Annotated in this window: 23 protein-coding genes and 1 pseudogene; 9 read left to right on the top strand and 15 right to left on the bottom strand. The window is 71.9% G+C overall.

The window, feature by feature from the left end:
• Positions 1-164 precede the first annotated feature (164 nt).
• Entirely contained in the window at positions 165-2,102 is a 1,938-nt protein-coding gene (locus tag CG747_RS26470; protein WP_100604338.1) for a sialidase family protein, read from the top strand.
• Here CG747_RS26470 and CG747_RS26465 read toward each other — a convergent pair.
• Positions 1,988-3,133: a bile acid:sodium symporter family protein gene (locus CG747_RS26465; protein ID WP_146022162.1), complete on the bottom strand. Its 1,146-nt coding sequence runs from the start codon at positions 3,131-3,133 to the stop codon at positions 1,988-1,990. The two genes, CG747_RS26470 and CG747_RS26465, sit on opposite strands and share 115 nt — an antisense overlap.
• Positions 3,134-3,281: 148 nt before the next feature.
• Here CG747_RS26465 and CG747_RS26460 point away from each other — a divergent pair, with 148 nt between their 5' ends.
• The 4 genes from CG747_RS26460 (at position 3,282) to CG747_RS26445 (ending at position 8,392) form a co-directional block, all read left to right on the top strand.
• The gene (locus CG747_RS26460; protein ID WP_100604337.1) at positions 3,282-4,145 is read left to right on the top strand and encodes a LysR substrate-binding domain-containing protein; all 864 of its coding nucleotides are present in this window, start codon (positions 3,282-3,284) and stop codon (positions 4,143-4,145) included.
• Between the two features lie 410 nt (positions 4,146-4,555).
• Positions 4,556-6,382: a long-chain fatty acid--CoA ligase gene (locus CG747_RS26455; RefSeq protein WP_100604336.1), complete on the top strand. Its 1,827-nt coding sequence runs from the start codon at positions 4,556-4,558 to the stop codon at positions 6,380-6,382.
• A gap of 129 nt (positions 6,383-6,511) precedes the next feature.
• Positions 6,512-7,345, top strand: a complete 834-nt coding sequence (locus CG747_RS26450; protein ID WP_100604335.1) for an aldo/keto reductase — start codon at positions 6,512-6,514, stop codon at positions 7,343-7,345.
• A 261-nt stretch (positions 7,346-7,606) separates the two neighbouring features.
• On the top strand, positions 7,607-8,392 hold the full coding sequence (locus CG747_RS26445; RefSeq protein WP_100604334.1) for a VOC family protein: 786 nt from the start codon (positions 7,607-7,609) through the stop codon (positions 8,390-8,392).
• A gap of 332 nt (positions 8,393-8,724) precedes the next feature.
• On the opposite strand, the gene CG747_RS26440 is transcribed toward CG747_RS26445, so the two are convergent.
• Positions 8,725-9,444, bottom strand: coding sequence for a TetR/AcrR family transcriptional regulator (locus CG747_RS26440; RefSeq protein ID WP_100604333.1), 720 nt, complete (start codon positions 9,442-9,444; stop codon positions 8,725-8,727).
• Positions 9,445-9,550: 106 nt separating this feature from the next.
• Between CG747_RS26440 and CG747_RS26435 the strand changes: the two genes are divergently transcribed.
• Complete coding sequence (locus CG747_RS26435; RefSeq protein WP_100604332.1) at positions 9,551-10,627, top strand: alpha/beta fold hydrolase; 1,077 nt, start codon at positions 9,551-9,553, stop codon at positions 10,625-10,627.
• 24 nt (positions 10,628-10,651) lie between these two features.
• Here the strand turns inward: CG747_RS26435 and CG747_RS26430 are convergent, their stop codons facing one another.
• Positions 10,652-11,581: a trans-aconitate 2-methyltransferase gene (locus tag CG747_RS26430; RefSeq protein WP_100604331.1), complete on the bottom strand. Its 930-nt coding sequence runs from the start codon at positions 11,579-11,581 to the stop codon at positions 10,652-10,654.
• 132 nt (positions 11,582-11,713) lie between these two features.
• On the opposite strand from CG747_RS26430, the gene CG747_RS26425 reads away from it, so the two are divergent.
• Positions 11,714-12,772 (top strand): DUF1266 domain-containing protein, encoded by a 1,059-nt coding sequence (locus CG747_RS26425; RefSeq protein WP_100604330.1) that lies wholly within the window; start codon positions 11,714-11,716, stop codon positions 12,770-12,772.
• A 191-nt stretch (positions 12,773-12,963) separates the two neighbouring features.
• Positions 12,964-13,884, top strand: coding sequence for a YihY/virulence factor BrkB family protein (locus tag CG747_RS26420; RefSeq protein WP_100604329.1), 921 nt, complete (start codon positions 12,964-12,966; stop codon positions 13,882-13,884).
• Between the two features lie 10 nt (positions 13,885-13,894).
• Here the strand turns inward: CG747_RS26420 and CG747_RS26415 are convergent, their stop codons facing one another.
• Positions 13,895-14,206: a 4a-hydroxytetrahydrobiopterin dehydratase gene (locus tag CG747_RS26415; protein WP_100604328.1), complete on the bottom strand. Its 312-nt coding sequence runs from the start codon at positions 14,204-14,206 to the stop codon at positions 13,895-13,897.
• A 181-nt stretch (positions 14,207-14,387) separates the two neighbouring features.
• Between CG747_RS26415 and CG747_RS26410 the strand changes: the two genes are divergently transcribed.
• On the top strand, positions 14,388-15,200 hold the full coding sequence (locus CG747_RS26410) for a helix-turn-helix domain-containing protein (protein ID WP_100604327.1): 813 nt from the start codon (positions 14,388-14,390) through the stop codon (positions 15,198-15,200).
• Between the two features lie 7 nt (positions 15,201-15,207).
• Here the strand turns inward: CG747_RS26410 and CG747_RS26405 are convergent, their stop codons facing one another.
• From CG747_RS26405 to CG747_RS26355, 11 genes and pseudogenes are all read right to left on the bottom strand, one after another.
• The gene (locus CG747_RS26405; RefSeq protein WP_100604326.1) at positions 15,208-15,609 is read right to left on the bottom strand and encodes a nuclear transport factor 2 family protein; all 402 of its coding nucleotides are present in this window, start codon (positions 15,607-15,609) and stop codon (positions 15,208-15,210) included.
• Between the two features lie 283 nt (positions 15,610-15,892).
• Positions 15,893-17,101, bottom strand: coding sequence for a tyrosine-type recombinase/integrase (locus tag CG747_RS26400; RefSeq protein ID WP_100604325.1), 1,209 nt, complete (start codon positions 17,099-17,101; stop codon positions 15,893-15,895).
• A gap of 73 nt (positions 17,102-17,174) precedes the next feature.
• Entirely contained in the window at positions 17,175-17,384 is a 210-nt protein-coding gene (locus CG747_RS26395) for an excisionase family DNA-binding protein (protein WP_100604324.1), read from the bottom strand.
• 137 nt (positions 17,385-17,521) lie between these two features.
• Positions 17,522-18,748, bottom strand: coding sequence for a DUF3631 domain-containing protein (locus CG747_RS26390; protein ID WP_100604323.1), 1,227 nt, complete (start codon positions 18,746-18,748; stop codon positions 17,522-17,524).
• 23 nt (positions 18,749-18,771) lie between these two features.
• Positions 18,772-19,575 (bottom strand): annotated as a pseudogene (locus CG747_RS26385) (DUF3631 domain-containing protein); the annotation flags it as partial.
• Positions 19,572-19,928 (bottom strand): hypothetical protein, encoded by a 357-nt coding sequence (locus CG747_RS49830; RefSeq protein WP_257980723.1) that lies wholly within the window; start codon positions 19,926-19,928, stop codon positions 19,572-19,574. The gene CG747_RS49830 and the pseudogene CG747_RS26385, both read right to left, overlap by 4 nt.
• Positions 19,925-20,824, bottom strand: coding sequence for a bifunctional DNA primase/polymerase (locus tag CG747_RS26375; RefSeq protein WP_100604321.1), 900 nt, complete (start codon positions 20,822-20,824; stop codon positions 19,925-19,927). The genes CG747_RS49830 and CG747_RS26375 overlap by 4 nt, the downstream gene beginning before the upstream one ends.
• Positions 20,825-20,915: 91 nt before the next feature.
• A complete protein-coding gene (gene ssb / locus CG747_RS26370) occupies positions 20,916-21,398 on the bottom strand; it encodes a single-stranded DNA-binding protein (RefSeq protein ID WP_100604320.1) in 483 nt (160 codons plus the stop codon).
• 14 nt (positions 21,399-21,412) lie between these two features.
• The gene (locus tag CG747_RS26365) at positions 21,413-21,847 is read right to left on the bottom strand and encodes a DUF6292 family protein (protein WP_100604319.1); all 435 of its coding nucleotides are present in this window, start codon (positions 21,845-21,847) and stop codon (positions 21,413-21,415) included.
• Between the two features lie 9 nt (positions 21,848-21,856).
• Positions 21,857-22,303: a hypothetical protein gene (locus CG747_RS26360; protein ID WP_100604318.1), complete on the bottom strand. Its 447-nt coding sequence runs from the start codon at positions 22,301-22,303 to the stop codon at positions 21,857-21,859.
• Positions 22,304-22,335: 32 nt separating this feature from the next.
• Positions 22,336-22,530, bottom strand: coding sequence for a hypothetical protein (locus CG747_RS26355; protein WP_100604317.1), 195 nt, complete (start codon positions 22,528-22,530; stop codon positions 22,336-22,338).
• Positions 22,531-22,569 lie beyond the last annotated feature (39 nt).

Below are 22,569 nucleotides of genomic sequence, written 5' to 3'. Positions count from 1 at the left end.
CGCAGCGCCCCCGGCCCGGGAGAGTGAATTCGGGGCCGGGCGCGGAGAACCGACGCAGGCTCCTTGTCGCACCCCCCGCACGGCAGTAGCTTCCGTCGCATCTGCACATAGGACGTTGGATGTCCTGATGACCCGACCCGATGCCTCGAAGGGCAGGCCGGACCATGACGTCAGATCTCCGCGCGCACCCCCTCCCCCGCCGCAGACCCCGGCACCGCCGCGCCCCGGCAGCCGCCGCCGCGCTGACCGCCACCGCGCTCGCCGCCCTGGCCACCGCCCCCGCCCGGGCCGCCACCGACGCCCCCTCAAGCGGCTTCGAACAGCAGGTCCTCTTCAAGGCGGCCCACGAGAAGGGCTACTCCTGCTTCCGTATACCCGCCATCGTGCGGACCGTCCGGGGCACCCTCCTCGCCTTCGCCGAGGGTCGGGTGCACGACTGCGGGGACGCCGGCGACATCGACCTCGTCGTCAAGCGCTCCACCGACGGCGGCCGGACCTGGGGCCCCCTCCAGGTCGTCAACCACGGCGACGGGGACACCCACGGCAACCCGGCGCCCCTCGTGGACCGCCGCACCGGCCGGATCGTCCTCGCCGAGACCTACAACAAGGGCCGCGCCGACGGCCTCAGTTGCGACGTCCCCTGCGACCGCACCCCGCACCTCCAGTACAGCGACGACGACGGCGCCACCTGGTCCGCGCCCCGCGACCTGACCCGCAGCATCCGCCCCCGGCAGTGGAACTCCTGGTACGCCACCGGCCCGGTGCACGGCATCCAGCTCACCCGCGGGCGGCACGCCGGGCGCCTGGTCTTCGGCGTCAACGCCGAGAGCTACGCGGGCAACCGGATCACCGCCAACCACGCCGCCCTCGTGCACAGCGACGACGGCGGCACCACCTGGAAGGTGGGCGCGCTGGACAGCTGGCCGCTCGCACCGGACGGCACCTTCCGCCAGAAGCCGTCCGAGATGACGCTCCTGGAACGCGGCGACGGCTCGATCTACGTCAACGGCCGCGAACAGGACGGCACCGACCTCGGCAACCGCACCGCCGCGGTCAGCCGGGACGGCGGGGACTCCTTCGCCGCCCCGTTCCGCGCGATCCCCGACCTCTACGCCCCGATGGTGCAGGCGTCGGCGCTGCGCCTGCCGCGCTCGTCGGCCGCCGGCGGCCGCAGCCGCACCCTGCTCGCCGCCCCCGCCGACCCCGACCGCCGCCGCTCCATGACCATCCGCTCCTCCTACGACGAGGGCCGCACCTGGGAGGGCGTGGACCGCGGCGCCCGGGTCACCGCCGACTGGTCCGGCTACTCCGACCTGGTCGCCGTCTCCCCCACCGTCACCGGCCTGCTCTACGAGGGCGGTGCCGCCGACGCCCGGGACGAGATCCGCTTCGCGCGCTTCACCGAGCGGTGGCTCGGCCCGCGCCGCGGCCCGGATCCGACCACCCCCGACCTGGCCCGCGGCGCCCGGCCCGCCCTGGTCCTCGGCGGCGCCGAGCTCACCGACGGCCCCTTCGGCCACGCGCTCGCCTTCGACGGCACCGACGACGCCGTGCGCCTCCCCTACCGGGACTCCCTCCCGCTGGGCGGCGGGGACTTCACCTGCACCCTGTGGTTCCGCTACCGCGCCACCACCGGCGAACAGCCGCTGCTGTGGATGGGCGGGGTGGGCAGCCGCTCCCCGCAGGTCGCGATCGAGGGCGACCCCGCGCACGGCCGGATCACCGCGCACCTCACGGCCGTGGACGGCGCCCGGCCGCCGGCCACCGCCCAGGTGACCGGCGCCGGCGCCTACAACGACGGGAACTGGCACCACGTCGCGTTCCGCCGCGTCGGCGGCCGGCTGCTGCTGACCGTGGACGGCACCGCGACCACGCGCGCCGCCGACGTCCCCGGCTCGGTCAGCCGGACCACCACGTTCGGCGTGCACCTGGGCCAGCGGCCGGACGGCCGGGCGCAGTTCACCGGTGCGCTGGCCCAGGTCCGCGTCTACCGCCGGGCCCTGACCGACGCCGAACTCTCCCGGGTGCGCGTCGGCGGCAACTCGGTGGCCGGCCCGCTGGTGCTCGGGCTCCCGCTGGACCGGGTGGACGGCGGCCGCTGACCGGACCGGTCGGGTCCGGAGCCACCGGGCCCGACCACCGGCTGCCCGTCGGCGTCCGGCTGCGCCGCATACCGCTTGGCCAGCACCGCACACACCATCAGCTGCATCTGGTGGAACACCATCAGCGGCAGCACCGCCAGCCCCGCCTGGGCGCCGAAGAGGACGCTTGCCATCGGGAGCCCGGCGGCCAGGCTCTTCTTGGAGCCGGCGAAGGTGATCGCGATCCGGTCGGCACGCGGGAAGCCCAGCTTCTTCGAGCCGTACGAGGTGGCCGTCAGCATGACCGCCAGCAGCACCGCCTCCACACCCAGCAGGCACAGCAGCCGCAGCGGGGAGACCTGGTGCCAGATGCCCTGCACCATGCCGGCGCTGAACGCGGCGTAGACGACCAGCAGGATCGAGCCGCGGTCGACGTAGCCGAGGACCTTCTTGTGCCGGGTGAGGAACCCGCCGACCCAGCGCCGCAGCAGCTGCCCGGCGAGGAACGGGAGCAGCAGTTGGCAGACGATCGACACCAGGGAGTGCGCGGAGAAGCCGCCGCCGCCGTTGCCGGGCAGCACCAGTCCCGCCAGCAGCGGGGTGAGGACGATGCCCACGATGCTGGAGAACGAGCCGGCGCAGATCGCCGCCGCCACGTTGCCGCGGGCGATGGAGGTGAAGGCGATGGAGGACTGGACCGTCGACGGCACCAGGCACAGGAACAGCAGGCCGGTGTACAGGGCGGGCGGGAGCACGAGGGGAACCAGGCCGCGGGCGGCCAGGCCGAGCACCGGGAAGACCAGGAACGTGCAGGCCAGGGTGGTCAGGTGGAGGCGCCAGTGGCGCAGCCCGTCCATCGCCTCCCGGGTGGAGAGCCGGGCCCCGTAGAGGAAGAACAGCAGGGCGACGGCCCCGGTGGAGGCGCCGTCCGCGACGGTGGCGGCGGCGCCGCGGGCCGGCAGCAGGGCGGCGAGCCCGACCGTGCCGAGCAACGCGAGGATGTAACCGTCCACGGGGAGCCAGGAGGGCAGGCGGAACACAGGGCGGCGCATGGTCTCTCTTCGGGTTCGACGGCTCACGGACGGTGGCATGGACGGTGCCCTCTCCAGACTGCCGGGCGGAACGGCGATCGGGAACCCCTCTTACTGTGGTGACTGTCATCATGAAGAGCGATAACCCGCAGATGAGGAGGGGTCGTCCGTGTTCGAGCCGGCGCAGCTGCGCACCTTCCTGGCCGTGGCGCAGACGCTGAGTTTCACCCAGGCCGCGCACCGGCTGGGGCTGCGCCAGTCCACGGTGAGCCAGCACGTGCGGAAGCTGGAGGAGGCCGCCGGGCGGCGGCTGTTCGCGCGGGACACCCATGCCGTGGAGCTCACCGAGGACGGCGAGGCGATGCTCGGTTTCGCGCGCACCATCCTGGAGGCCAACGAACGGGCGGCGAGCTTCTTCGCCGGGACCCGGCTGCGCGGGCGGCTGCGCTTCGGCGCGTCCGAGGACTTCGTGCTGACGCGGATGCCGGAGGTGCTGGAGGGGTTCCGGCGGGACCACCCGGAGGTGGACCTGGAGCTGACCGTGGAACTGTCCGGCACCCTGCACGAGTTGCTGGCGGCCGGCCGGCTCGATCTCGTCCTCGCCAAACGGCGGCCGGAGGGACGGCAGGGGCGGCTGGTGTGGCGGGACCGGCTGGTGTGGGTGGGGGGCGAGCGGCTGCGGTTGGATCCGCAGCGGCCGGTTCCGCTGGTCGTTTTCCCGCCACCCGCGGTGACCCGGGCGCGGGCCCTGGAGGCACTGGAGCGGCAGGGCCGGGAATGGCGGATCGCCTGCACCAGCGGAAGCCTGAACGGGCTGATCGCGGCGACCCGGGCGGGGCTGGGCGTGATGGCGCACACGCTCGGGATGATCCCGCCGGGCCTGGTGCGGATACCGTCCCGGGCCGGGCTGCCGGAGCTGGGCGGGGTGGACTTCGCGCTGCTGCACGGGGAGCGGACGGGGGCGGCGCGCGGCCCGGCGGAGGCGCTGGCCGAGGCGATCCTGGCGGGCGGCGACCGGCTGCACCTCCCGTAGGCGCCCCGGTTCCAGGGCCGGTCCGGCGGATCCCGGCCGGGACCGGGGGTGGAATCCGCCGTCTTATCCGGTCTCGTCACCCCTCCCCGGACGGCACCGGCGGGGCGTACGGCGCCTGACCGGGATCTCCCGGGAACCTCCAGCGGATCGTCGCAGCACCTCGGAATATCCCTCCGACGTGCTCTGACGTGGTGACGGATGCAGAGATTCGGTGCAGATCCGGTCCCGGCACGGTGTTCGTCCGAGCACGTATCGACTGGATAATGTCCGCGGTTACCCCAAGTAACCCGATTTCCCGGCCTGGCCGGTTCCGGATGCCCCGGCGCCGCGGCGTGGTACCGCACTCCCGCCCGTCTTCCCCGTGGGGTACGGTCGCGGCCTTGTGAGGAGCACCACGAGGAGCTGGGTCATTGCGCGAGTTCACCGTCCCCCCATTGGCGACCGCGCCCCGGGTCGGCGGGCTGGCCGACTCGGTGTACGACCACGCGGAATCCGACCCCGGACGGACCTCGCTGGCACGTAAGGACGCCGCCGGGCAGTGGCGGAACGTCACCGCCGGGCAGTTCCGCGACGAGGTCCTCGGGCTCGCCAAGGGCCTCCTCGCACAGGGCGTCCGGTTCGGCGACCGGGTCGGCATCATGTCCCGCACCCGCTACGAGTGGACGCTCTTCGACTACGCACTGTGGTCGATCGGAGCCCAGTCCGTCCCGCTGTACCCCACTTCGTCGGCGGAGCAGGTCTTCTGGATGCTGCACAACGCCGAGGTGTCGGCCTGCCTGGTGGAGCACGAGGACCACGCGATGACCGTCGGCTCGGTCATCGGCAGGCTCCCCCAGCTGCGGAAACTGTGGCAGCTGGACGCCGACCCGGTGGCCGAACTGACCGCGGCCGGCGCGCACATCGACGACGAGGTGGTGCACCGGCACCGGATGGCGGTCACCCCGGAAGCCGTCGCGACGATCATCTACACCTCGGGCACCACCGGCCGCCCCAAGGGCTGCGTGATCACCCACGCCAACTTCATGGCCGAGGCCGACAACATCGTGCTCCGGTACAACAAGGTCTTCCGCTCCAAGCCCGGCGACGAGGCGTCGACCCTGCTCTTCCTGCCGCTGGCGCACGTCTTCGGCCGGATGGTGCAGGTCGCGGCGGTCCGCGGCCGGGTCAAGCTCGGCCACCAGCCGGAGCTCTCGGCCCGTGCGCTCCTCCCGGACCTCCAGGCGTTCCGCCCCACCTTCATCCTGGCGGTGCCGTACATCTTCGAGAAGGTGTTCGCGGGGGCCCGGCGGCGGGCGGAGGCCGACGGCAAGGCCGGCCCGTTCGACAAGGCGGTCGAGGTCGCGGTCCGCTACGCGGAGGCACAGGAACACAAGGCGTTCGGCACCGCCTCCGGCCCCGGCGCCGCGCTGCGCATGCAGCACCAGCTGTTCGACAAGCTGGTCTACAGCAAGGTCCGCGAGGCGATGGGCGGCCGGGTGCGGCACGCCATGTCCGGCGGCTCGGCCATGGAACGCCGGCTGGGCCTGTTCTTCGCCGGCGCCGGCGTGCGGATCTTCGAGGGCTACGGCCTGACGGAGAGCACCGCGGCCGCCGCCGCGAACCCCCCGGAGCGGACCCGCTTCGGCACCGTCGGCACCCCGGTCCCCGGCACCACCGTCCACATCGCCGAGGACGGCGAGATCTGGCTCTACGGGGGCCAGATCTTCCAGGGCTACCACAACGACACCAAGGCCACCGACGCGGTGCTGCACGACGGCTGGTTCGCCACCGGGGACCTCGGCTCGGTGGACGAGGACGGCTATCTGACGATCACCGGCCGGAAGAAGGAAATCCTGGTCACCTCGGGTGGCAAGTCGGTCTCGCCGGTGCCGCTGGAGGAGCGGGTGCGGGCGCATCCGCTGGTCGCCCAGTGCATCGTCGTGGGCAACGACCGGCCGTTCATCTCGGCGCTGGTCACCCTGGACCCGGAGGCGATAGCCCACTGGCTGGCGATGCGCGGCAAGCCGGAGATGCCGCCGCGCGACCTGGTGCGCGACCCCGATCTGGAGACCGAGATCCGGCGTGCCGTGGTCGCCGCGAACACCCTGGTCTCGCAGGCCGAGTCGATCCGCACGTTCCGGATACTGGCCAACCAGTTCACCGAGGAGCAGGGCCTGCTGACGCCCTCGCTGAAGCTCAAGCGCAAGGCGATCGAGACGGCATACGCGGCGGAGGTGGACGCGCTGTACCGGGGGTGAGCGGGCGCCTCCGGCACCGTCGACCGGGCGGTTGAGCGGGCGATTTCGTCGGCGTGCGCGGGAATGTCCGGGGGCGGATGATCGTTCTCCCTACCGAACACGAAAACCGACGTAAGGATCGAATCCCCCGTGAGCACGGTTCCGTCCATCACGCTCAACAACGACGTCACGATGCCCCAGCTCGGTTTCGGTGTCTGGCAGATCCCCGACGACGAGGCGTTCGCCTCCGTCGGCCACGCCCTTGAGGCCGGGTACCGCAGCATCGACACCGCGGCGATCTACGGCAACGAAGAAGGCACCGGCAAGGCCCTGGCCTCCTCCGGCATCGCACGCGAGGAACTCTTCGTCACCACCAAGCTCTGGAACTCCGAGCAGGGCTACGACTCCACCCTCCGCGCGTTCGACGCCTCGCTCGCCAAGCTCGGGCTGGACTACGTCGACCTGTACCTCATCCACTGGCCGCTGCCGTCCCGCGACACCTACGTCGACACGTACAAGGCGCTGGAGAAGATCTCCGCGGAGGGCCGCGCCAAGGCCATCGGCGTCTCCAACTTCCTCCCCGCCCACCTGGAGCGGCTGCTCGGCGAGACCTCCGTCGTCCCGGCGGTCAACCAGATCGAGCTGCACCCGCAGTTCCAGCAGGCCGAGTCCCGCGCCTTCCACGCCCGGCACGGCATCGCGACCGAAGCCTGGTCGCCGCTGGGCCAGGGCCGGGGCCTGCTGGAGGACGCCACGATCGCCAAGATCGCCGAGAAGCACGGCAAGACCCCGGCCCAGGTGGTCCTGCGCTGGCACCTCCAGCTCGGCAACGTGGTCATCCCCAAGTCCGCCACCCCGTCGCGGATCCGGGAGAACTTCGACGTCTTCGGCTTCGAGCTGGACGGCGCCGACCTGGCGGCGCTGGCCGGCCTGGACTCCGGCAACCGCCTCGGCCCCGACCCGGCCGAGTTCGACGTGGCCTGAAGCCCAGGCCCCGCTCGCGCACCGCGGAGCGCACGAGGTACGGCGGCGCCGTCCGTCCCGTCCGGGGCAGGCGGCGCCGTCGCGCGTCCGCGGTCCCGGGTGGTGGTCGGCGGGAGGAAGCGGCGGCGTGAGCTGCCCGGACGCCGCCCCGAGTGGCGGGTGCGGCGGGTGGCGGCAAATGTGGAGAGGGGGCGGCCGCAGCACGACCGGCCGCCGGGGGCTGCCGCTGGGCAGCTGAAACTCCGCGCCGAGGAGGCACCGATGCCCGACGTCACCACTCCCTACGCACCCGGGACACCCTGCTGGGTCGACCTGGCGGCCCCCGACCAGAAGGCCGCCATCGACTTCTACTCCGAGCTCCTCGGCTGGCGGGGGGAGGTCGGCCCTCCGGAGACCGGCGGTTACGCGGTCTGCCAACTGAACGGCAAGCCGGTGGCCGGCATCATGGCCGCGGTCGCGATGGGCGACCAGCCCGCCCCGCCGACCGTCTGGACCACCTACCTGGCCAGCGCCGACGCGGAGGCCAGCCAGCGGTCGGTGGAGTCCGCCGGCGGCACCGTGCTGATGCCCGCCATGGACGTGATGTCGTTGGGCCGGATGTTCATCGCCGCCGACCCCACCGGAGCGGTCTTCGGCGTCTGGCAGGCGGTCGACTTCCCCGGTGCCGGTGTCGTCAACGAGACCGGCGCGCTGATCTGGAACGAGCTCAACACCTCCGACCGGTCTGCCGCCTCCGCCTTCTACCGCGCGGCCTTCGGCATCGAATCCGCCACGTTGGAGGGCATGGCGCACTACTACGCGCTCCAGGTGGGCGGGGGCGCCGTGGGCGGCATGCAGCCGATGCCGGAACACCTGCCGGCCGATACGCCCTCGCACTGGCTGACGTACTTCGCGGTGGCGGACCCGGACGCGGCGGTCGCCAAGGTCGCCGCGGCCGGCGGCAACGCGATCATGGAGCCGTTCGACATGGTCGCCGGCCGGATGGCCGTACTCACCGACCCGCAGGGCGCGGTCTTCGCGCTGATCCGCCCGAAGCCGATGGAGTGAGCGGAACCGGTGGCCCCGCCTCCACCGGCACCTCGCCGATGGAGGCGGGGCCACCGGATGCCGTCGCGCCGTCCCGGCCCTCGCACGCGGCGGGGGCCGGGACGGAACGGCGGCGCGAACCTCACACGCCGCCGACGCCGACGCCTTCGTTGCCGTTGGGGCCGACGCCGCCGACCCCGACGGTGCCTCTGGCGTCCACGCCGCCGACACCGACGCCGTGGTCACGGATGCCGACACCGCCGACCCCGACGCCTCGGCCGCCGCCGTCGCCGCCTTGCGCGTGCTGGGTGACGGCCGCAGGAGGCCGTTCACGGGCCCGCTCCGGCGCTCGGTCAGGCGGGCTCGACGAGTGCCTCCACGCCGTCGAGGACGCGTGCCAGGGCGAAGTCCAGAGGGTCGGCGGGGTCGGGGGCGAAGGCGCCGGCGTCGATGGCACGGGTGAGGTGCGGGAACCGTTCCGCATGGCGGGTGATCAGCTCGCCGGTGAGGCGGTTCCACTCCTGGTCGTGCTGCTGGTCGAAGTCGACCTGTTCCTGGGCCACGGTGCGGACCAGGCCGGCGACCAGGACGAAGATCCGGTGCTGTTGGGCGGCGGGCAGTCCGGTGGGTTCGAGGGCGGCGAACGCGGCGTCCAGCCAGCCGAGTTGGTTCGGCCCCATGGCCTGTCGGCGCAGTGCGGTGGCGGCCAGCAGCCAGGGGTGCGCGCGGTGCACCTGCTGGGACAGGCGGGCCCACCGGGTGATGCGGGGCCGCCAGCCGCCCGCGACCGTGGAGAGGTCCGGAACCTGGGCGAGGACGGACTCGATCATGAGCTCGACGAGTTCGGTCTTGCCGGGCACGTAGCGGTAGAGCGCCATCGCGGAGAGGTCGAAGGTGGCGGCGACCTTGCTCATGGAGACCGCGGCCAGGCCCTCGGCGTCCGCGAGGGCCACCGCGGCCTCGGCGATCCGCGGGGGCGTCAGGCTCGGCTTCGGCCCGCGGGTCGGCCGGCCCTGCTCGCCCCACAGCAGCGCGACGCCCGCGCGCAGGTCGCGGGCCTTGTCCTTGGCCATCTCGACTGTCCTCCTCGTCCCGGTCGGCGGGCCTGTTGACGCGCCCAAGAACTGTATATACCTTAAACGCATCTGCTGACGCGCTAAACAGTTTAGGGGATCAACCATGCTTGTCGCCGTCGCCGCCACCGTCGCCGCCCTTGCCGCCCCCCTCGCCGGCCTGCTGGGCCACCGGCAGCTCAAGCGCACCGCGAACGCCGGGAAGATCCGCATCACCGGCCCGAACGGCATCGACGAGGCGGGGTTCGTGCGGATCGGCGGCATCGACCAGTGGGTCTCGATCCGCGGCGAGGACCTCGCCAATCCGGTGGTCCTGGAGATCCTGGGCGGTCCGGGCGCGTCCAACCTGGTGTTCCTGCCGCGCACCCACGTCTGGGAGAAGCACTTCACGCTCGTGCGCTGGGACATGCGCGGCGCCGGCTTCACCTTCGCCGCCGGCGGCCCCGACGGGCAGGGCGAACTCAGCCTCGAACGGCTCCACCGCGATGCGCTGGAGGTCACCGAGTACGTCCGGACCCGGCTCGGCGTGCCGAAGGTGCTGCTGGTCGCCAACTCCTTCGGCACCGTGCTCGGCCTGCGCCTGGCGCGCAGCCACCCCGAGCTGTACTCCGGCTACGTCGGCACCGACCAGAACGTCATCGACGGCGGTCGCGAGCGCTCCGCGTACGACGCCGTGGTGGACCGGCTGCGGACGGCGGGGAAGCGGAAGGAGCTGGCCGCCGCGCTGGCGATGGGCGCCGACCGGACGGCCTGGACGGTCCGGCAGGTCGCCGAGTTCAACAAGCTGGTCCTCACCAGCGACCCGCTGTCCTACGACACCATGAAGACCGTCGTGATCCGCTCGCTGTGGTTCTCGCCCCTGCACACCCTGCGCGGTCTGCGGACGTACCTGGCGGCCATGAACTTCTCCGAGCGGCTCCAGCTGCAGGCCGCGACCGTCGACGAACGCGCCGAGGGGACCGCGTTCGCGATCCCGTTCTTCCTCTTCCAGGGCGACGGCGACGTGCTGACCCCGCCGGGGCCCGCCCGCCGGTTGTTCGACGACGTCAGCGCCCCCCACAAGGAGTTCGCACTGATCCGCGACGCCAGCCACTTCGCCGGGTTCCGGCACCCGGACCAGTTCCTCGACCTGATGCTCACCAAGGTCCGCCCGGCGATCGCCGCTCCGCCACCGGCCGCGTGACGGCCGCGCGGCGCCAGTCGCCGGCTACGGCTCCTGCGCGCGGGCGGTGTGCACGGTCTGCGCGGAGAGCAGGAAGACGTCCGGGCGGCGGGTGATGCCGGCGGGGTCGTGGGGGTCGGTGAGTCGGGTGAGGGTGCTGACGTCGCCGGGGTCCAGTTGGTCGGCGTAGTGCTCGGTGGCGCGGCTGAGATTGGCCTGGATGTAGTGCCGGACATCGTCGGCGAGCGGCGCCGGCAGGTCCAGCAGGAAGCTGCGGGTGCGCGGCGTGCGCAGACCGGCGTTGGCCAGGAAGGCGGGCCAGTCCTCCAGTGTGTCGGTGACGTCGGGCAGGGCGGCCCGCATGTCGGTGAACCACTTCTCGGCGGCCGCGTCCAGCCGGGCCTGGAGTCCGGGGCGGCCGATGCCGATGTCGCGCGGCAGGAACCGCGGGGCGAGGCCGCCTTCGCAGACCGCGAGCAGTCCGCCGGGCCGCAGGTGGCCGGCGAGCGCGGCCACCGCACCGCGCTGGTCCCCGACGTGGTGCAGTGCCTTGCTCGACCAGATGAGGTCGGCGCCGCCGAGCGGATCGAGGCCGTGCGGGACCTCGGCACAGTGGGTGTGGATCCGGTCGGCCAGCCCGAGCCGCCCGGCTCGGGCGCGGGCCCGGGCCAGCAGGGCCTCGGTGGCGTCCACCGCGCACACCTCGGCGTCCGGGAAGGCCCGTGCCAGCAGGCAGCTGACGACGCCGGGGCCGCTGCCGACGTCCAGGATGCGGCGGACGGCCACCGTGCCGGCCGGGTCGCCGTCGGGGGCGAGCAGTGCGCGGAGCCAGGCGGCGGCCTGCTCGTAGAGCGGTGTCTGGATGTCGGCGCCCCGTTCGAGGTGCGGGCCGAGCACTTCCCAGTCGATGGCCGCGCCGTCCTGGCCGGCGGCACGGTGCTGGTGCCCGGGTACGGGGTGGTCGTGACTGCTCATGGCATCGAGCCTCCGTTACGGGGTGGGCTCCGGCAAACGGCCGCGGCCGCTCCGGCGGTCCGGCCGCGGCCCCTGGTACCGGCCGGGGCCGGGGCCACCGTAGGGTCTTGGCCTGTGGGTACTCCGGGATGGATGCCGCCGACGGAGACCGAGCGGCGGCTGTACGAGGCAACGGCACGTGGGGACGGGGACGGACAGGTCGCGGCGATCGCCGGTGAGGATCTGTATCTGGCGGTGCCGCAGCAGGGGCAGGAGCCACTGCCGGTCTACGACGATCCGGTGGCGGGCGGTAAGTGCATTCCCGTGCTGACGCGCGGCATGCTGCCGCCCTGGGAGCCGCAGCGGTTTTTCGACCGGGTCTCGGTCGAGGAGCTGGCCCAGGACTGGCCGAACGACAAGTGGCGGCTGGCGGTCAACCCGGGCACTCCGTTCGCCTCGTACCTGTTCGCGACGCCCGCCCACCGCGCCGGCTGGCTGCGGATGCGGGCGCAGCTGGGGGTGCGGCCGGGCGGGCTGCTGGTCACCCACTACGGCGGGCCGCTGCACGGTCCGGTGGCGCAGGGGCTGGCCTGCGGGGCACCGCTCGCGGTGCACCACAGCGTGCCCTGGAACGAGTTGGGGACGGCGTTCCTGGACTACTCGACGGACGCGGAGACGCTGCGCGCGCAGTGGTCGGTGGCCGATCCGACGAGCTGGCAGCAGCGGTTCGACCAGTTGCTCGGCGGGCGGTTCGTACCGGCCGAGACCGAGGCGGCGCTGCGCGCCCGCGCCGGGGCGCCCGGTCCGGGGGCCACCGGGGACGCACCGGCCGACGGTGCCGCGGCGCCCGCGGTCCCGGAGCTGGTGGACCGGTACGAGGAGCGGTTCCGGACGGACGGGCTGCTGCCGGCCGGGGGCCGGGTGGGGTCGCTGGCCGCGCTGGACCTGGTGCACGCGGTGGGCCTGGTCCGCTGGGGCCTGGGCGCGCGGCTGTGCGCGCCGCCGCAGGCCGAGCAGGCGGTGACGCGGGTGGCGGGCCGGGCCGCGGAGGTCTACGGCTCGTGGGAGGAGTTCGCCGCCGGCTATGCGCTCGGGCGGGCGCTGGCGTTCGACGGCGGCTGGTTCGGGCCGGCGTACGCCGAGGCGGTGCACCTCCACCGGGCGCTGACGCAGGATCCGGCGTCCCCGTGGCGGGTCCTGCCGTTCGGCTGACGGGCCACGGCGGCGCCCGCCGGGTGCCCGGGCGGCCCGCGCCTCGCCTGCGGTCGCCGCGCCGGGGCATGATGCAGGACCGGGGACCGGGACGATGCCGGACCAGTACGACACAGAGGACGGAAGCGACATGGGCGGGAGCGGTATGGGGTGCGTCGCGCGGCTGCGGACCGGGGCGGCGGGGGTCCGGCATGGGGGCTGAGACCGCACCGTCGACGGCCCCGGTGCGGACCGGGCCGGAGCGCCCGGCCGGCCGGTCGCGCTGGCGGCGGTACCGCACGGCGCTGCGCCGGACGCCGCTGTCCGTCTGGCACGACGACGTCACGGACTACGCGGCGAGCCTGACGTACTACTCGGTGCTGGCGCTGCTGCCGTCGGCGATCCTCACCATCTCGCTGATCGGGCTGGCCGATCCGGCCGGTACCGAGCAGTTGATCAACCGGCTCAGCTCGATCGCCCCGGCCGAGTCGGGGGTGACGGTCCGGCACGCGCTGGTGGTGATGGCGCACCAGCGCACTGCCGCCTGGGTGGTGGTGGGCGGTGCGGCGGTCAGTGCGCTGTGGTCGTCGTGCAGTTATCTGGCGGTGTTCCGGAGGGCGCTGCACGCGATGCACCGGACGAAGGACGACCGGCCGCCGTGGCGGAAGGCGCCGCGGATCATCGTGACCGCGCTGCTGCTGATGGCGCTGCTGATCTGCAGTGCGGTGGCGCTGCTGGTGAGCGGTCCGGTGGCGACCGCGCTGGGCCGGGCGCTGGGGCTCGGCGAGGCGGGCGAGACGCTGTGGAACGTGCTCCAGTGGCCGCTGCTGCTGGTGCTGGCGACCGTGCTGGCGATGGTGCTGTTCCGGTCCGGGCCGCCGCATTTCCGCGGGGTGCGGCGGGCCGGGCCGGGCGGGGTGCTGGCGGTGCTGCTGTGGCTGGTGTCGTCGGCGGGCTTCGCGTTCTACGCGTCGTACGTCGGCACCTTCAACCGGCTGTACGGGTCGCTGGCCGGGCCGGTGGTGTTCCTGATCTGGCTGTGGTTCTCCAACCTGTCGCTGCTGTCCGGTGCGCAGTTCAACGTGGAGCTGGCGCGGGCCGGGCGGGTCGTCCGGCCGCGCCGCCCGAGCTGACCGCGGCCGTTCAGCGGGCGCCGTGGCCCGCGGCGATCTCCTCGATGCGGCGGGCCAGGCCAAAGTCGAGGTGGGTGATCCGGCCGCCGATGCTGTGGGTGTTGACCGCGACGGCGAGCCGGTTGTAGCCGAGCGTCAGATCGGCGTGGTGGCCCAACTCCTCCTGGATCTGGGCGATGTGGATGACCATCGCGGCGGCCTGGAAGTGCCGGTCGAAGCGGTAGCTGCGGTTCAGCAGCTCGCTCTCGACCGTCCAGCCGGGGAGGTCGAGGAGGCGGTCCTCGATCTCCGCGTCGCCGAGTGGTTCCACCTGCGCGTTCATAACGCCTCCCGCCGTGTGCCGGTCACCGCCGCTGGGGTTGCGGCAGTTCCAGCCTGGCACGCCGGGGGCGGTTCCGCGTCCGGCCGGCGGGAACGGACGGGGCGGCCGGTGCGCCGCCGGCCGCCGTCGAACCGAGAAGTTACCACCGGTAATGCCTGGCAGGTCGGCTACCGTCGCCCCCATGACGACTGCCACGGCGTCCGCGCCGGAAACCACGGGTGTGGGCACCCTGTTGCGGGAATGGCGCGACCGGCGCCGGATCAGCCAGCTGGAGCTGGCACTGCGCGCCGACTCCTCGGCCCGCCACATCAGCTTCGTCGAGACCGGCCGCTCCCGCCCGAGCCAGGAGATGGTGCTGCGGCTGGCCGAACACCTCGACGTACCGGTCCGTGAACGCAACGCCCTGCTGATCGCGGCCGGTTACGCCCCCGCCTTCCCGGAGACCCCGTTGGACGACCCGTCGATGTCCGCGCTCCGGGCCGGCATGGAGAGGCTGCTGGCCGGCTACGACCCGTACCCCGCCCTGGTGGTCGACGGGATGTACCACGTACAGGCGACCAACCAGGGCCTCGGCGTGCTGCTGGACGGCGTCGACCCGGAACTCCTCCACCCGCCGGTCAACGCCCTGCGGCTCACCCTCCACCCGCGCGGTATGGCCCCCCGCATCCGCAACTTCCCGGAGTGGCGGGAGCACCTCTTCGCCCAGCTGGACCGGCAGTTGGCGCTGATGCGGTCGGCCCCGCTGCGCGCGCTGCACGACGAGCTCCGCTCCTACCCGCTGCCGGACCGCGAGCGGGAGGCCCCGGCCGCGGGCGAACACCCGCCGTTCGCCCTGCCGCTGGTGATCGAGCACCGCGGCACGGTGTTGTCCTTCCTCTCCACCATCGCCACCTTCAACACACCGATGGACGTGACCGTCTCGGAGCTGGCGCTGGAGGCGTTCCTGCCCGCCGACCCCGAAACGGCCGCGTATCTGCGGAAAGTGGCCGGGTAGGGGCGTTTCAGGCCGCCGGTACGCGGTCCAGGAAGCCCAGCACCGACACGATCCGGCCATCCTCGGCCAGTCGCACCACATCGAACCCGGCGACCGGCGCCGACCCGTCCGGCGCGACCAGCTCCCAGCCGAACCGCGCGATGTCGTGGTGCCCGTCCACCGCGCCCAGCGGCCGGAACACGAAGCCCGGGAACTGCTGCTGCGCCCCGGCGATCAACGCCGCGAGCCCGTCGTGCCCGGCGACGTCGGCGAGCGGGTCGGTGTAGGTGGCCCCCTCGGCGAAGGCCGCGGCGACGGCCTTGTCCCGCGCGCCGTCCTCGGTGGCGTTCCATGCCGCCAGGTACCGCTCGGCGGCGGCCGCGTGGTCGATGGCCTGCCCGGTGGCGCCCTGCTGCACGTTCTGCGACATCTCGAACTCCTGGTGGTATCCGTCGGGTGTCCGGTCCGACTCCGGATCACGTCCGGTGCCGATCCGGCCGGCACATGGCTGACGAGGTGTCAGCACCGGTTCACGGGCCGGAGTGCGCCGGTCCGTGAACCGATGCCTCGACTCTGCCGGAGCGGCGGGCGCGGGTCGATTACGTGCAAGGTAATGGGGATGCGCCGACTCGGCCCGCTCCCTTGCAGGTCAAACGGCCTGCGCCTTGACGGGACCGCCATTTGGGAGCCAAGGAGGGAGCCATCCATGGGAATTACGTGCCGGTGGACGCCCCCTGATCGTCGTTGCGGTCCGACTCGAAGACAGCGTCCATGGCTTCGGCTCCCTCCGCGATGACGGGGCGGAGTTGCTTGCGGTAGAAGCGCTCGGTCGTCGCGGTGGTGCTGTGGCCAACCAGCTTGGCGATGACCTCGATCGGTACGCCGGTATCCGACAGCAGTGAGACGAAGCTCGTACGAAGCTCGCGCGTCGTCCATTCCTGAGGTTCATGAAATTCAGCTTCCGGATGCTTAAGTCCAGCTTCCTTCAGCAGGGAACGCAGGTTCTTCCGGACATTCGTCGAGCTCCTCTGCCCTCCACCGGGACCCGGAAAAACCAAACCTTGCATGCTCCATTCGGCGCCCGCTTCCTGAAATTCCGCCTGTTGGCGCGCCCGGTAGTCCTCCAAGACCTTGGCCGCCTGCAGCGGCATCGCAAGCGAGCGTCGGCTCAACCGCGTCTTAGTCTCGCCATCCCTTCGCACTGAACGCCATACGTCGACATGCGACCGCCCATCTTCACCGACCTTCGTGTGAACGTGATTCCAAGCCAGAGCCCTTTCTTCCTCCGTCCTAATTCCAACTAGCAAGGCCAGTACCACATAGGCGTGGATCCAGCTTCCCTGACGCGTCGAAAGCAAGGCTTGCGCCTGCAGCAGACTGAGCGACTTACTGGGCCGCCCATCCTGCCCATCAGGCAAGTCGACGAACTCAGCTACGTTCACCCCGACCCGCCCGCGCCGCTGAGCGTGAGCGATTGAGCGTCGCAGAATCCACAGAACTCGACGGAGGCTCTCGCGCGAGAGAGTCTCAGCCCTGACGTCCAGCCAGTCGTCCACGTCATCCGCCTCAAGCTCATGCAACTTCGCCTTCCCCAAAGCGGCAATCACATGGTTCTTGGCAAGGCTGGTATACGCCTTAACGCTGGAAGCTTCCCGTCCTTTCAATCCACGAGAGAGCCAGTCGGTCACTGCCTGCTCTACCGTATACGCGGCGGAAGTCTTTACCCCATTTTCAAGCTCGCGACGCTTCTCGCGCAGCTTTGCTCGCACTTCGGTTTTGGTCTTCCCTGACACCTTCGATCGATTCCTTTTACCGGCAGGTGTATAGCCGAGTGAAATCGCCCCGATGTAGCGGTTCTTGGACTTGTCCCAGTAGATGGAGTCGTCGCCGTTTCCTGCCCGGCCACGCTTCTCTTCGGTCATGCAGCTGTCTCCTTCAGGAACTCAACGAGGCCACGCCCCGGCGGGGCGTGGCCTCGTTTGGCTCATCGTGCTTTCAGTCGGAAGCTTCGGATTCACGCATCAGCAGGGCGACGTAGTCGTCGATGTACTGGAGCGGCACGAGTCGGCGCCGGCCGATGCGGACGGTGCGGAGTCGGCCAAGCCGGATCTCCTCGCACGCCGTTGAGCGTCCGATTCCGCACAGCCTGGCGGCTTCCTTGATCTCGTAGAGGCGCGGCTGCACAAGCTCAGCAGCGGTAGCCATGGACGCGACCCTTCTGTTTGACCGCGGGGCTCTCCGCCCCCTTCTGGGAAGTCCGCTACATCCGCTACATCCGCTACACCGCAGGTCAGGGGCCTGTTTTGTGTAGCGGATTCGTGGGATGTAGCGGATAGGTTCCGCTACGCGGTGCGGGCGACGGTCAAGTGGGGTGTGGCGGAGCTATCCGCTACACGGCTCGTATCCGCTACATCGAAACCGTCTGTGACCTGGGGTGTAGCGGATGTAGCGGATGTAGCGGACGTGGGGGAAGGGGGCGGGCAGTAGCGCAGCCACGCGTCGGCGAGGTCTTCCGCGTAGTAGCCCTTGGGGACGCCGCTGGAGGTGCGGATGGAGCGGGGTTTGATGGGCTTGTTGTCGGAGGTGACGTAGTCGCCGAGCATCTTCGCCAGGCCGCGGCTTGTCAGGGGGCGGCCGTTCATGTCGCCCCAGGGTGCGTCCTCCAGGGCGTGGAGGATCGCGAGGATGGCGGCGGTGGGCATGCGGTCGGTTCCGCGGAGGACGTGGTCGCGGAGGTCGGTGAGCAGCCGGACGCCGATGGAAGCAGCGTCGTCGTCCTTGGCAGCTGCGACCAGCTCGACGCAGGCGGCGCGGGCCCGCTCCGGCCAGGTGCCGCCGGCCGCCTCGGCGACGGCGAGGAGGGGCTCCCACACGTCGGCGGGCCGGTCGGAGATCCCTTCGGGCAGCTCGGGCCATGCGTCGGTGACCTGGTCGCGGACCTGGTCGGCCCAGACGGCGAGCCGGTCGCGCAGGGCGTGGCCCTCCTTCTCATGGATGCGCTGGCGGTAGGGCTCGACCTTCTCGTTGGGGGCCCGCTTGCGCATGCGGATGATGATCGAGCGGGTCAGGATCGTGTCGGGCAGGGAGCCCAGGCCGGCCAGGGCGACCGCGCAGAAGCTCGGGAACGGGGTGGCGGTCTGGTTGGAGCCGTCGCCGACGCAGCGCAGGCTGCTGGCGCCGCGGCGGTAGCCGGAGTTGAGGAAGGCGCGGAGTTCCTCGTTGCCGCTGGCCTTGGCGCCATAGATGGTGTCGATCTCGTCGAAGAGGATGGTCGGTCGGCCCTCGTCGGCGGAGACGACCCTGAACAACGCGTTGGCAGAGGGGTTGACGGTCATCAAGGGCCGGGGCGTAAGGGTCTCGGTGATTTCCAGGACCCGGCTCTTGCCGCTGCCAGGTTCCGGGGAGAGGACTGCCAGCCTCGGCGTGCTGTCGAAGCAGTCGAAGAGGTGGGCGTGGGCGTCCCAGAGGACTACTGCGGTGTAGGCAGCTTCGCGTGGGAAGCGGTTGAAGCGGCGGTGGAAGGCTTCGACCTCGTCGAGGAGGGTGGCGCCGTCGATGTGGTCGGTCATGCGTTCTTCCTTGTCTCGTTGGCGTCGTCCTGCATGGCGACTGCGGCAAGTTCGGCGCAGGCGGCACGGGCCCGCTGGGGCCAGGTGCCGCCGGCCGCCTCGGCGACGGCGAGGAGGGGCTCCCACACGTCGGCGGGGCGGCCGAAGATGCTGTCCGGCAGCTCGGGTGATGCGTCGGTGACCTGGTTGCCGACCTGGTCGGCCCAGACGGCGAGCCGGTCGCGCAGCGCGTGGCCTTCCGCCTCGTGGATGCGCCGGCGGTAGGGCTCGACGCGCTCGTTGGTGGCCCGGCGGCGCATGCGGATGGCGACGGAACGGGCGAGGATCGTCTCGGGCAGAGAGCCGAGTCCAGCCAGGGCGACGGCGCAGTAGGGCGAGAACTTCCGGACCCTGCGGGTGCTGGGGGCCTCTCCCGCGCAGCGCAGCATGGTGCTGGATCGCCGGTGGCCGGCGGTGAGCAACCCCCGCAGTTCCTCGCTGCCTTTGGTCCTGGAGCTGAAGACGGTGTCGGCCTCGTCAAGCAGGATCGTCGGGTGACCGTCCCTGGCCGATACCGCGCGCACGAGGGCCTTGGGGGTGGGATTGACGGCCGCGGTTGGGCGCGGGACGAGCGTTGCCGTGATCTGCAGGGCGCGGCTCTTTCCGCTGGACGGCTCGTCGGAGAGCAGGGCCAGGCGCGGGGTGGAGGTGAAGCCGTCGAGCAGGTGCGTGTGGGCGGCCCACAATGCGACGGCGACGTAGGCGGCGTTGGTCGGGAAGATGGTGAACCGGCGGTGGAAGGCGTCGACTTCGTCGAGGAGGGCGGCGCCATCGATGTGGTCGGTCATGAGGCTTTCCTTGTCTCGTGAGCGGCGGGGTGGCGCCAGGTGCAGGTGTCACGGTGGGCCTGGTGCTCGGTGATCAGGGCGAGCACCTTGGTGCGGCCGACCGCGCTTCTGTCCCGGCCGCAGCAACACTTGGAGGTGGCGGTGGGCACGGCACCACGGGGTGCGGTGATGTGCAGCCAGGCGACGGGGTAGCGTCCGTCGCCGGTCGGGTGCGGGTCAGAACCTTGAAAGGACGCCCTTCGGGCGACGTCCTTCGGCGCGCTACGGCCGGTCGTGGTGCGGGCCGGTTCGGCGAGGTGCGGCCGGGCCGTGGCCAGGTGGCCTTCCAAGGGGGGATGGGGCGAGGCGCTCATGCCGCATCCCGGGGCCGAGCTGTGCGGATGGAGCTGTCCAGGGCGCTGCGGATCGTGGCGCGGCACTCCGCAGCGGTGAGTCCCCGCGCCTCTCCAACCGCTTGGAAGGCGTCCTCGGCCACGCGCCGGGGGAGGTCGCCCCATGCGACGAACCGCCCCACCTTGAAGGCGCACCGGTTGAGCACGTTGTTGCGCTGCTTGTCCGGCGCCGCGGCAACCACCGCGCACTCCGCGTCCAGTGCGGCCAGCGCCGCCCGACTCCCGCTCACGGCAGGCAGATGCAGGGGTGCCACGGGACGGGCGGGCGCAGGCTGGAGCAGCTGCAGCAGCCACGCGGGCAGCGAGGCCGCCGGGACATCGCTGGTCGCTTCGTACTGTCCGGTCGCGGTGGTGCTGCCCGCCGCGACGACGTAGCCGCCGCAGGCCCGAGTGTCCACCAGCGGGCCCAGGGTCCCGGCAGTGTTGGGCAGCCGGACACCGGCCGGGGCGGTGAAGTACAGGTGTTGGCCGCCGCTTGCCGTCCGCACCCTGTAGGTGGCGGGCACCGGTTGGCCGGCGCGCTCGCAGAGCGCCGTGAAGGTCGTCGCGCCGCAAGGCGCGTCCTTCTTGTTGTCCTTCGGCACGTCGAGGTCGACGACGAGCAGCCCGGAAGGGCCGGTGGCGATGCCGATGTTGTACGGACCAGCGGACCATGCAGCCCGGATCCGGGCCAGGCTCGTGGTGGCGCGCTGCTCCCACTTCAGGTGACCGGCGGCGCATGGGCCGGTGAGGGGGCAGCGGGACTGGCCGTGGAGGGCGGGGCGCTTGTTACCGGGGCGGAGAGGGAACACGGCCCAACCGCGCTCAGCGGCGGTCAGTGCTGCGGAGAGCAGCGTCGACCGGGGGTCATGCGTCATGCTGGAGACCTCCTGAGTCTCTTGCGGAGATGAGGAGAAAGGGCGGCCCGAGGCTTTGGCGAGACGCGGGCCGCCCCGCTGCGTCCTGGCGTCAGAACGGCGGCTTGTCGTCGGGCCCGGACGGCGCTGCGGGCGCCGGGCTGTTGGCGGAGGGCTTGCCGAGTCCTCCGGCCCAGGGGTCGCTGTCGGCTGAGGCCGGGGCGGGGCGCTGGGTGGGCTGGACGGTGACGGTGGCGAACTGGAGGCTGGGGCCGATGTCATCGACTTCGACGGCCAGCATCGAGCGGTTCTCGCCCTGGTCGGTCTTCCAGTTGTGCTGGCGGATGCGGCCGGAGAGAACGACGCGGGATCCCTTGGTGAGGCTGTCGGCGATGTGCTCGGCCAGCTGGCGCCATGCCGCGCAGCGGAAGAAGGCGGCCGTGCCGTCCGTCCACTGGCCGCTGTTCTTGTCGTAGGTGCGCGGGGTGGAGGCGACGGTGAACTTCACCAGCGCGGCGCCGGAGTTGGTGAACTTCAGCTCGGGGTCGGCGGTGAGGTTGCCGATGATGGTGATCGGGGTTTCGCCCATGGCCATGGTGTCTCCTCGGTTCAGTGGTTGCGGTGGTAGGTGGCGAGCTGGGCGTCGAGGCCGTCGTCGTCCCCGCTGTCGCGGTACCGGCCGTACGGGCCGCCCTGGGGTCCAGGGATCTTGGCGACGACCGTGCGGGCCTCGGCGACCATCTCGTCGGGGGTGGGCAGCACGCCGCAGAAGAGGTCGACGATCCAGTCCAGGCCGCTTTGCGATACCGAGTCGGCGTCGCCCCAACCGACCATCCAGCCCCTGTCCTCCCTCCACAGGAGGTTGACCTCGGTGTCGTCGCCGTAGGCGGGGGTGGTGATGGCGCGATCGAACTCGATGTAGGCGTCGCGGGGGTCGTTGTCGTCGGCGTTGCAGTCGGCGACGGTCAGGCCGGCCGCGTCGAGTGCCTCGGCGACCGCCTCGATGTACGGGGCGTGCGAGACGTACGCGTCGGGCTCACTCATGCAGTGCTCCTAGCGGTGGTTGATGGTTCCGTTAGCCCGGCTGAAGAGGCCGGTGGCGGTGATGTGCTGGGTGATGTGCGGGCGCTGCATTTCGCGCTGTGCGGCGGTGATGCGGGCGCGGACGCGGCTGATGACGGCGGCGGCTGCGGCGCCGCCGGCGGCGAGGGCGGCCACGGTGGACCACAGGACGTGGCTGACGGCGACGAGCCCGGGAGCTGCGGCGGACAGGCCCACCGCGGCGATGGCGATGCCGCCGCCGACGGTCGGCACGAGCAGCGCCGTGGCCTTGGCCCAGGCCGGGATCGGCTGGGCGACCGGCGGCACCGGGGCCGTGGGCGGGGGCTGGGTGGGCCCGGTGCTGTAGGCCAGGGCCCGCTCCCCCGACGGGAGGATGACCTCCTGGACGCCGGGCGGGATGTCCTGCGGGGGCAGCGTGGGGTGCGGGTGGGGGTGCACAGGTCCTCCTTCCGCCCGGCGTCCGGGCGGGGTTAGGCGGTGAGGTGCGTGAGGGCTTGGGCGATGGCTTGGCAGGCGGAGGTGATGGGCTTGCTGGCGCCGGTGCTGGCGATGAAGAACCCGAAGAGGAACAGCACGAGCGCGGAGCCGAGCTGGACGTAGCGGGTGCGTATCAGGACCAGGCTGACGAGTCCGAAGAGGACGGCAGCGGAGACCGTGACGGCCATGAGGCGACTCCCTGAAGGGTGTGGAGGAAGACTCCGGCC

Origin of the sequence: Streptomyces sp. CB02959, assembly GCF_002803155.1 — a bacterium.
Lineage (GTDB): Bacteria > Actinomycetota > Actinomycetes > Streptomycetales > Streptomycetaceae > Streptomyces.
The sequence above is the reverse complement of the archived record's forward strand: the minus strand, read 5'-3'. Positions and strand labels throughout refer to the sequence as shown.

Bases quoted from the DNA above. Each gene is read 5' to 3' on its own strand.
- CG747_RS26435 (WP_100604332.1), top strand. From the start codon at position 9,551: ATGCTTGTCGCCGTCGCCGCCACCGTCGCCGCCCTTGCCGCCCCCCTC.
- ssb (WP_100604320.1), bottom strand. From the start codon at position 21,398: ATGGCCATGGGCGAAACCCCGATCACCATCATCGGCAACCTCACCGCC.
- CG747_RS26445 (WP_100604334.1), top strand. From the start codon at position 7,607: ATGCCCGACGTCACCACTCCCTACGCACCCGGGACACCCTGCTGGGTC.
- CG747_RS26395 (WP_100604324.1), bottom strand. From the start codon at position 17,384: ATGGCTACCGCTGCTGAGCTTGTGCAGCCGCGCCTCTACGAGATCAAG.
- CG747_RS26400 (WP_100604325.1), bottom strand. From the start codon at position 17,101: ATGACCGAAGAGAAGCGTGGCCGGGCAGGAAACGGCGACGACTCCATC.
- CG747_RS26425 (WP_100604330.1), top strand. From the start codon at position 11,714: ATGCCGCCGACGGAGACCGAGCGGCGGCTGTACGAGGCAACGGCACGT.
- CG747_RS26470 (WP_100604338.1), top strand. From the start codon at position 165: ATGACGTCAGATCTCCGCGCGCACCCCCTCCCCCGCCGCAGACCCCGG.
- CG747_RS26465 (WP_146022162.1), bottom strand. From the start codon at position 3,133: ATGCGCCGCCCTGTGTTCCGCCTGCCCTCCTGGCTCCCCGTGGACGGT.
- CG747_RS26440 (WP_100604333.1), bottom strand. From the start codon at position 9,444: ATGGCCAAGGACAAGGCCCGCGACCTGCGCGCGGGCGTCGCGCTGCTG.
- CG747_RS26420 (WP_100604329.1), top strand. From the start codon at position 12,964: ATGGGGGCTGAGACCGCACCGTCGACGGCCCCGGTGCGGACCGGGCCG.
- CG747_RS26375 (WP_100604321.1), bottom strand. From the start codon at position 20,824: ATGACGCATGACCCCCGGTCGACGCTGCTCTCCGCAGCACTGACCGCC.
- CG747_RS26390 (WP_100604323.1), bottom strand. From the start codon at position 18,748: ATGACCGACCACATCGACGGCGCCACCCTCCTCGACGAGGTCGAAGCC.
- CG747_RS26410 (WP_100604327.1), top strand. From the start codon at position 14,388: ATGACGACTGCCACGGCGTCCGCGCCGGAAACCACGGGTGTGGGCACC.
- CG747_RS26365 (WP_100604319.1), bottom strand. From the start codon at position 21,847: ATGAGTGAGCCCGACGCGTACGTCTCGCACGCCCCGTACATCGAGGCG.
- CG747_RS26430 (WP_100604331.1), bottom strand. From the start codon at position 11,581: ATGAGCAGTCACGACCACCCCGTACCCGGGCACCAGCACCGTGCCGCC.
- CG747_RS26415 (WP_100604328.1), bottom strand. From the start codon at position 14,206: ATGAACGCGCAGGTGGAACCACTCGGCGACGCGGAGATCGAGGACCGC.
- CG747_RS49830 (WP_257980723.1), bottom strand. From the start codon at position 19,928: ATGAGCGCCTCGCCCCATCCCCCCTTGGAAGGCCACCTGGCCACGGCC.
- CG747_RS26405 (WP_100604326.1), bottom strand. From the start codon at position 15,609: ATGTCGCAGAACGTGCAGCAGGGCGCCACCGGGCAGGCCATCGACCAC.
- CG747_RS26355 (WP_100604317.1), bottom strand. From the start codon at position 22,530: ATGGCCGTCACGGTCTCCGCTGCCGTCCTCTTCGGACTCGTCAGCCTG.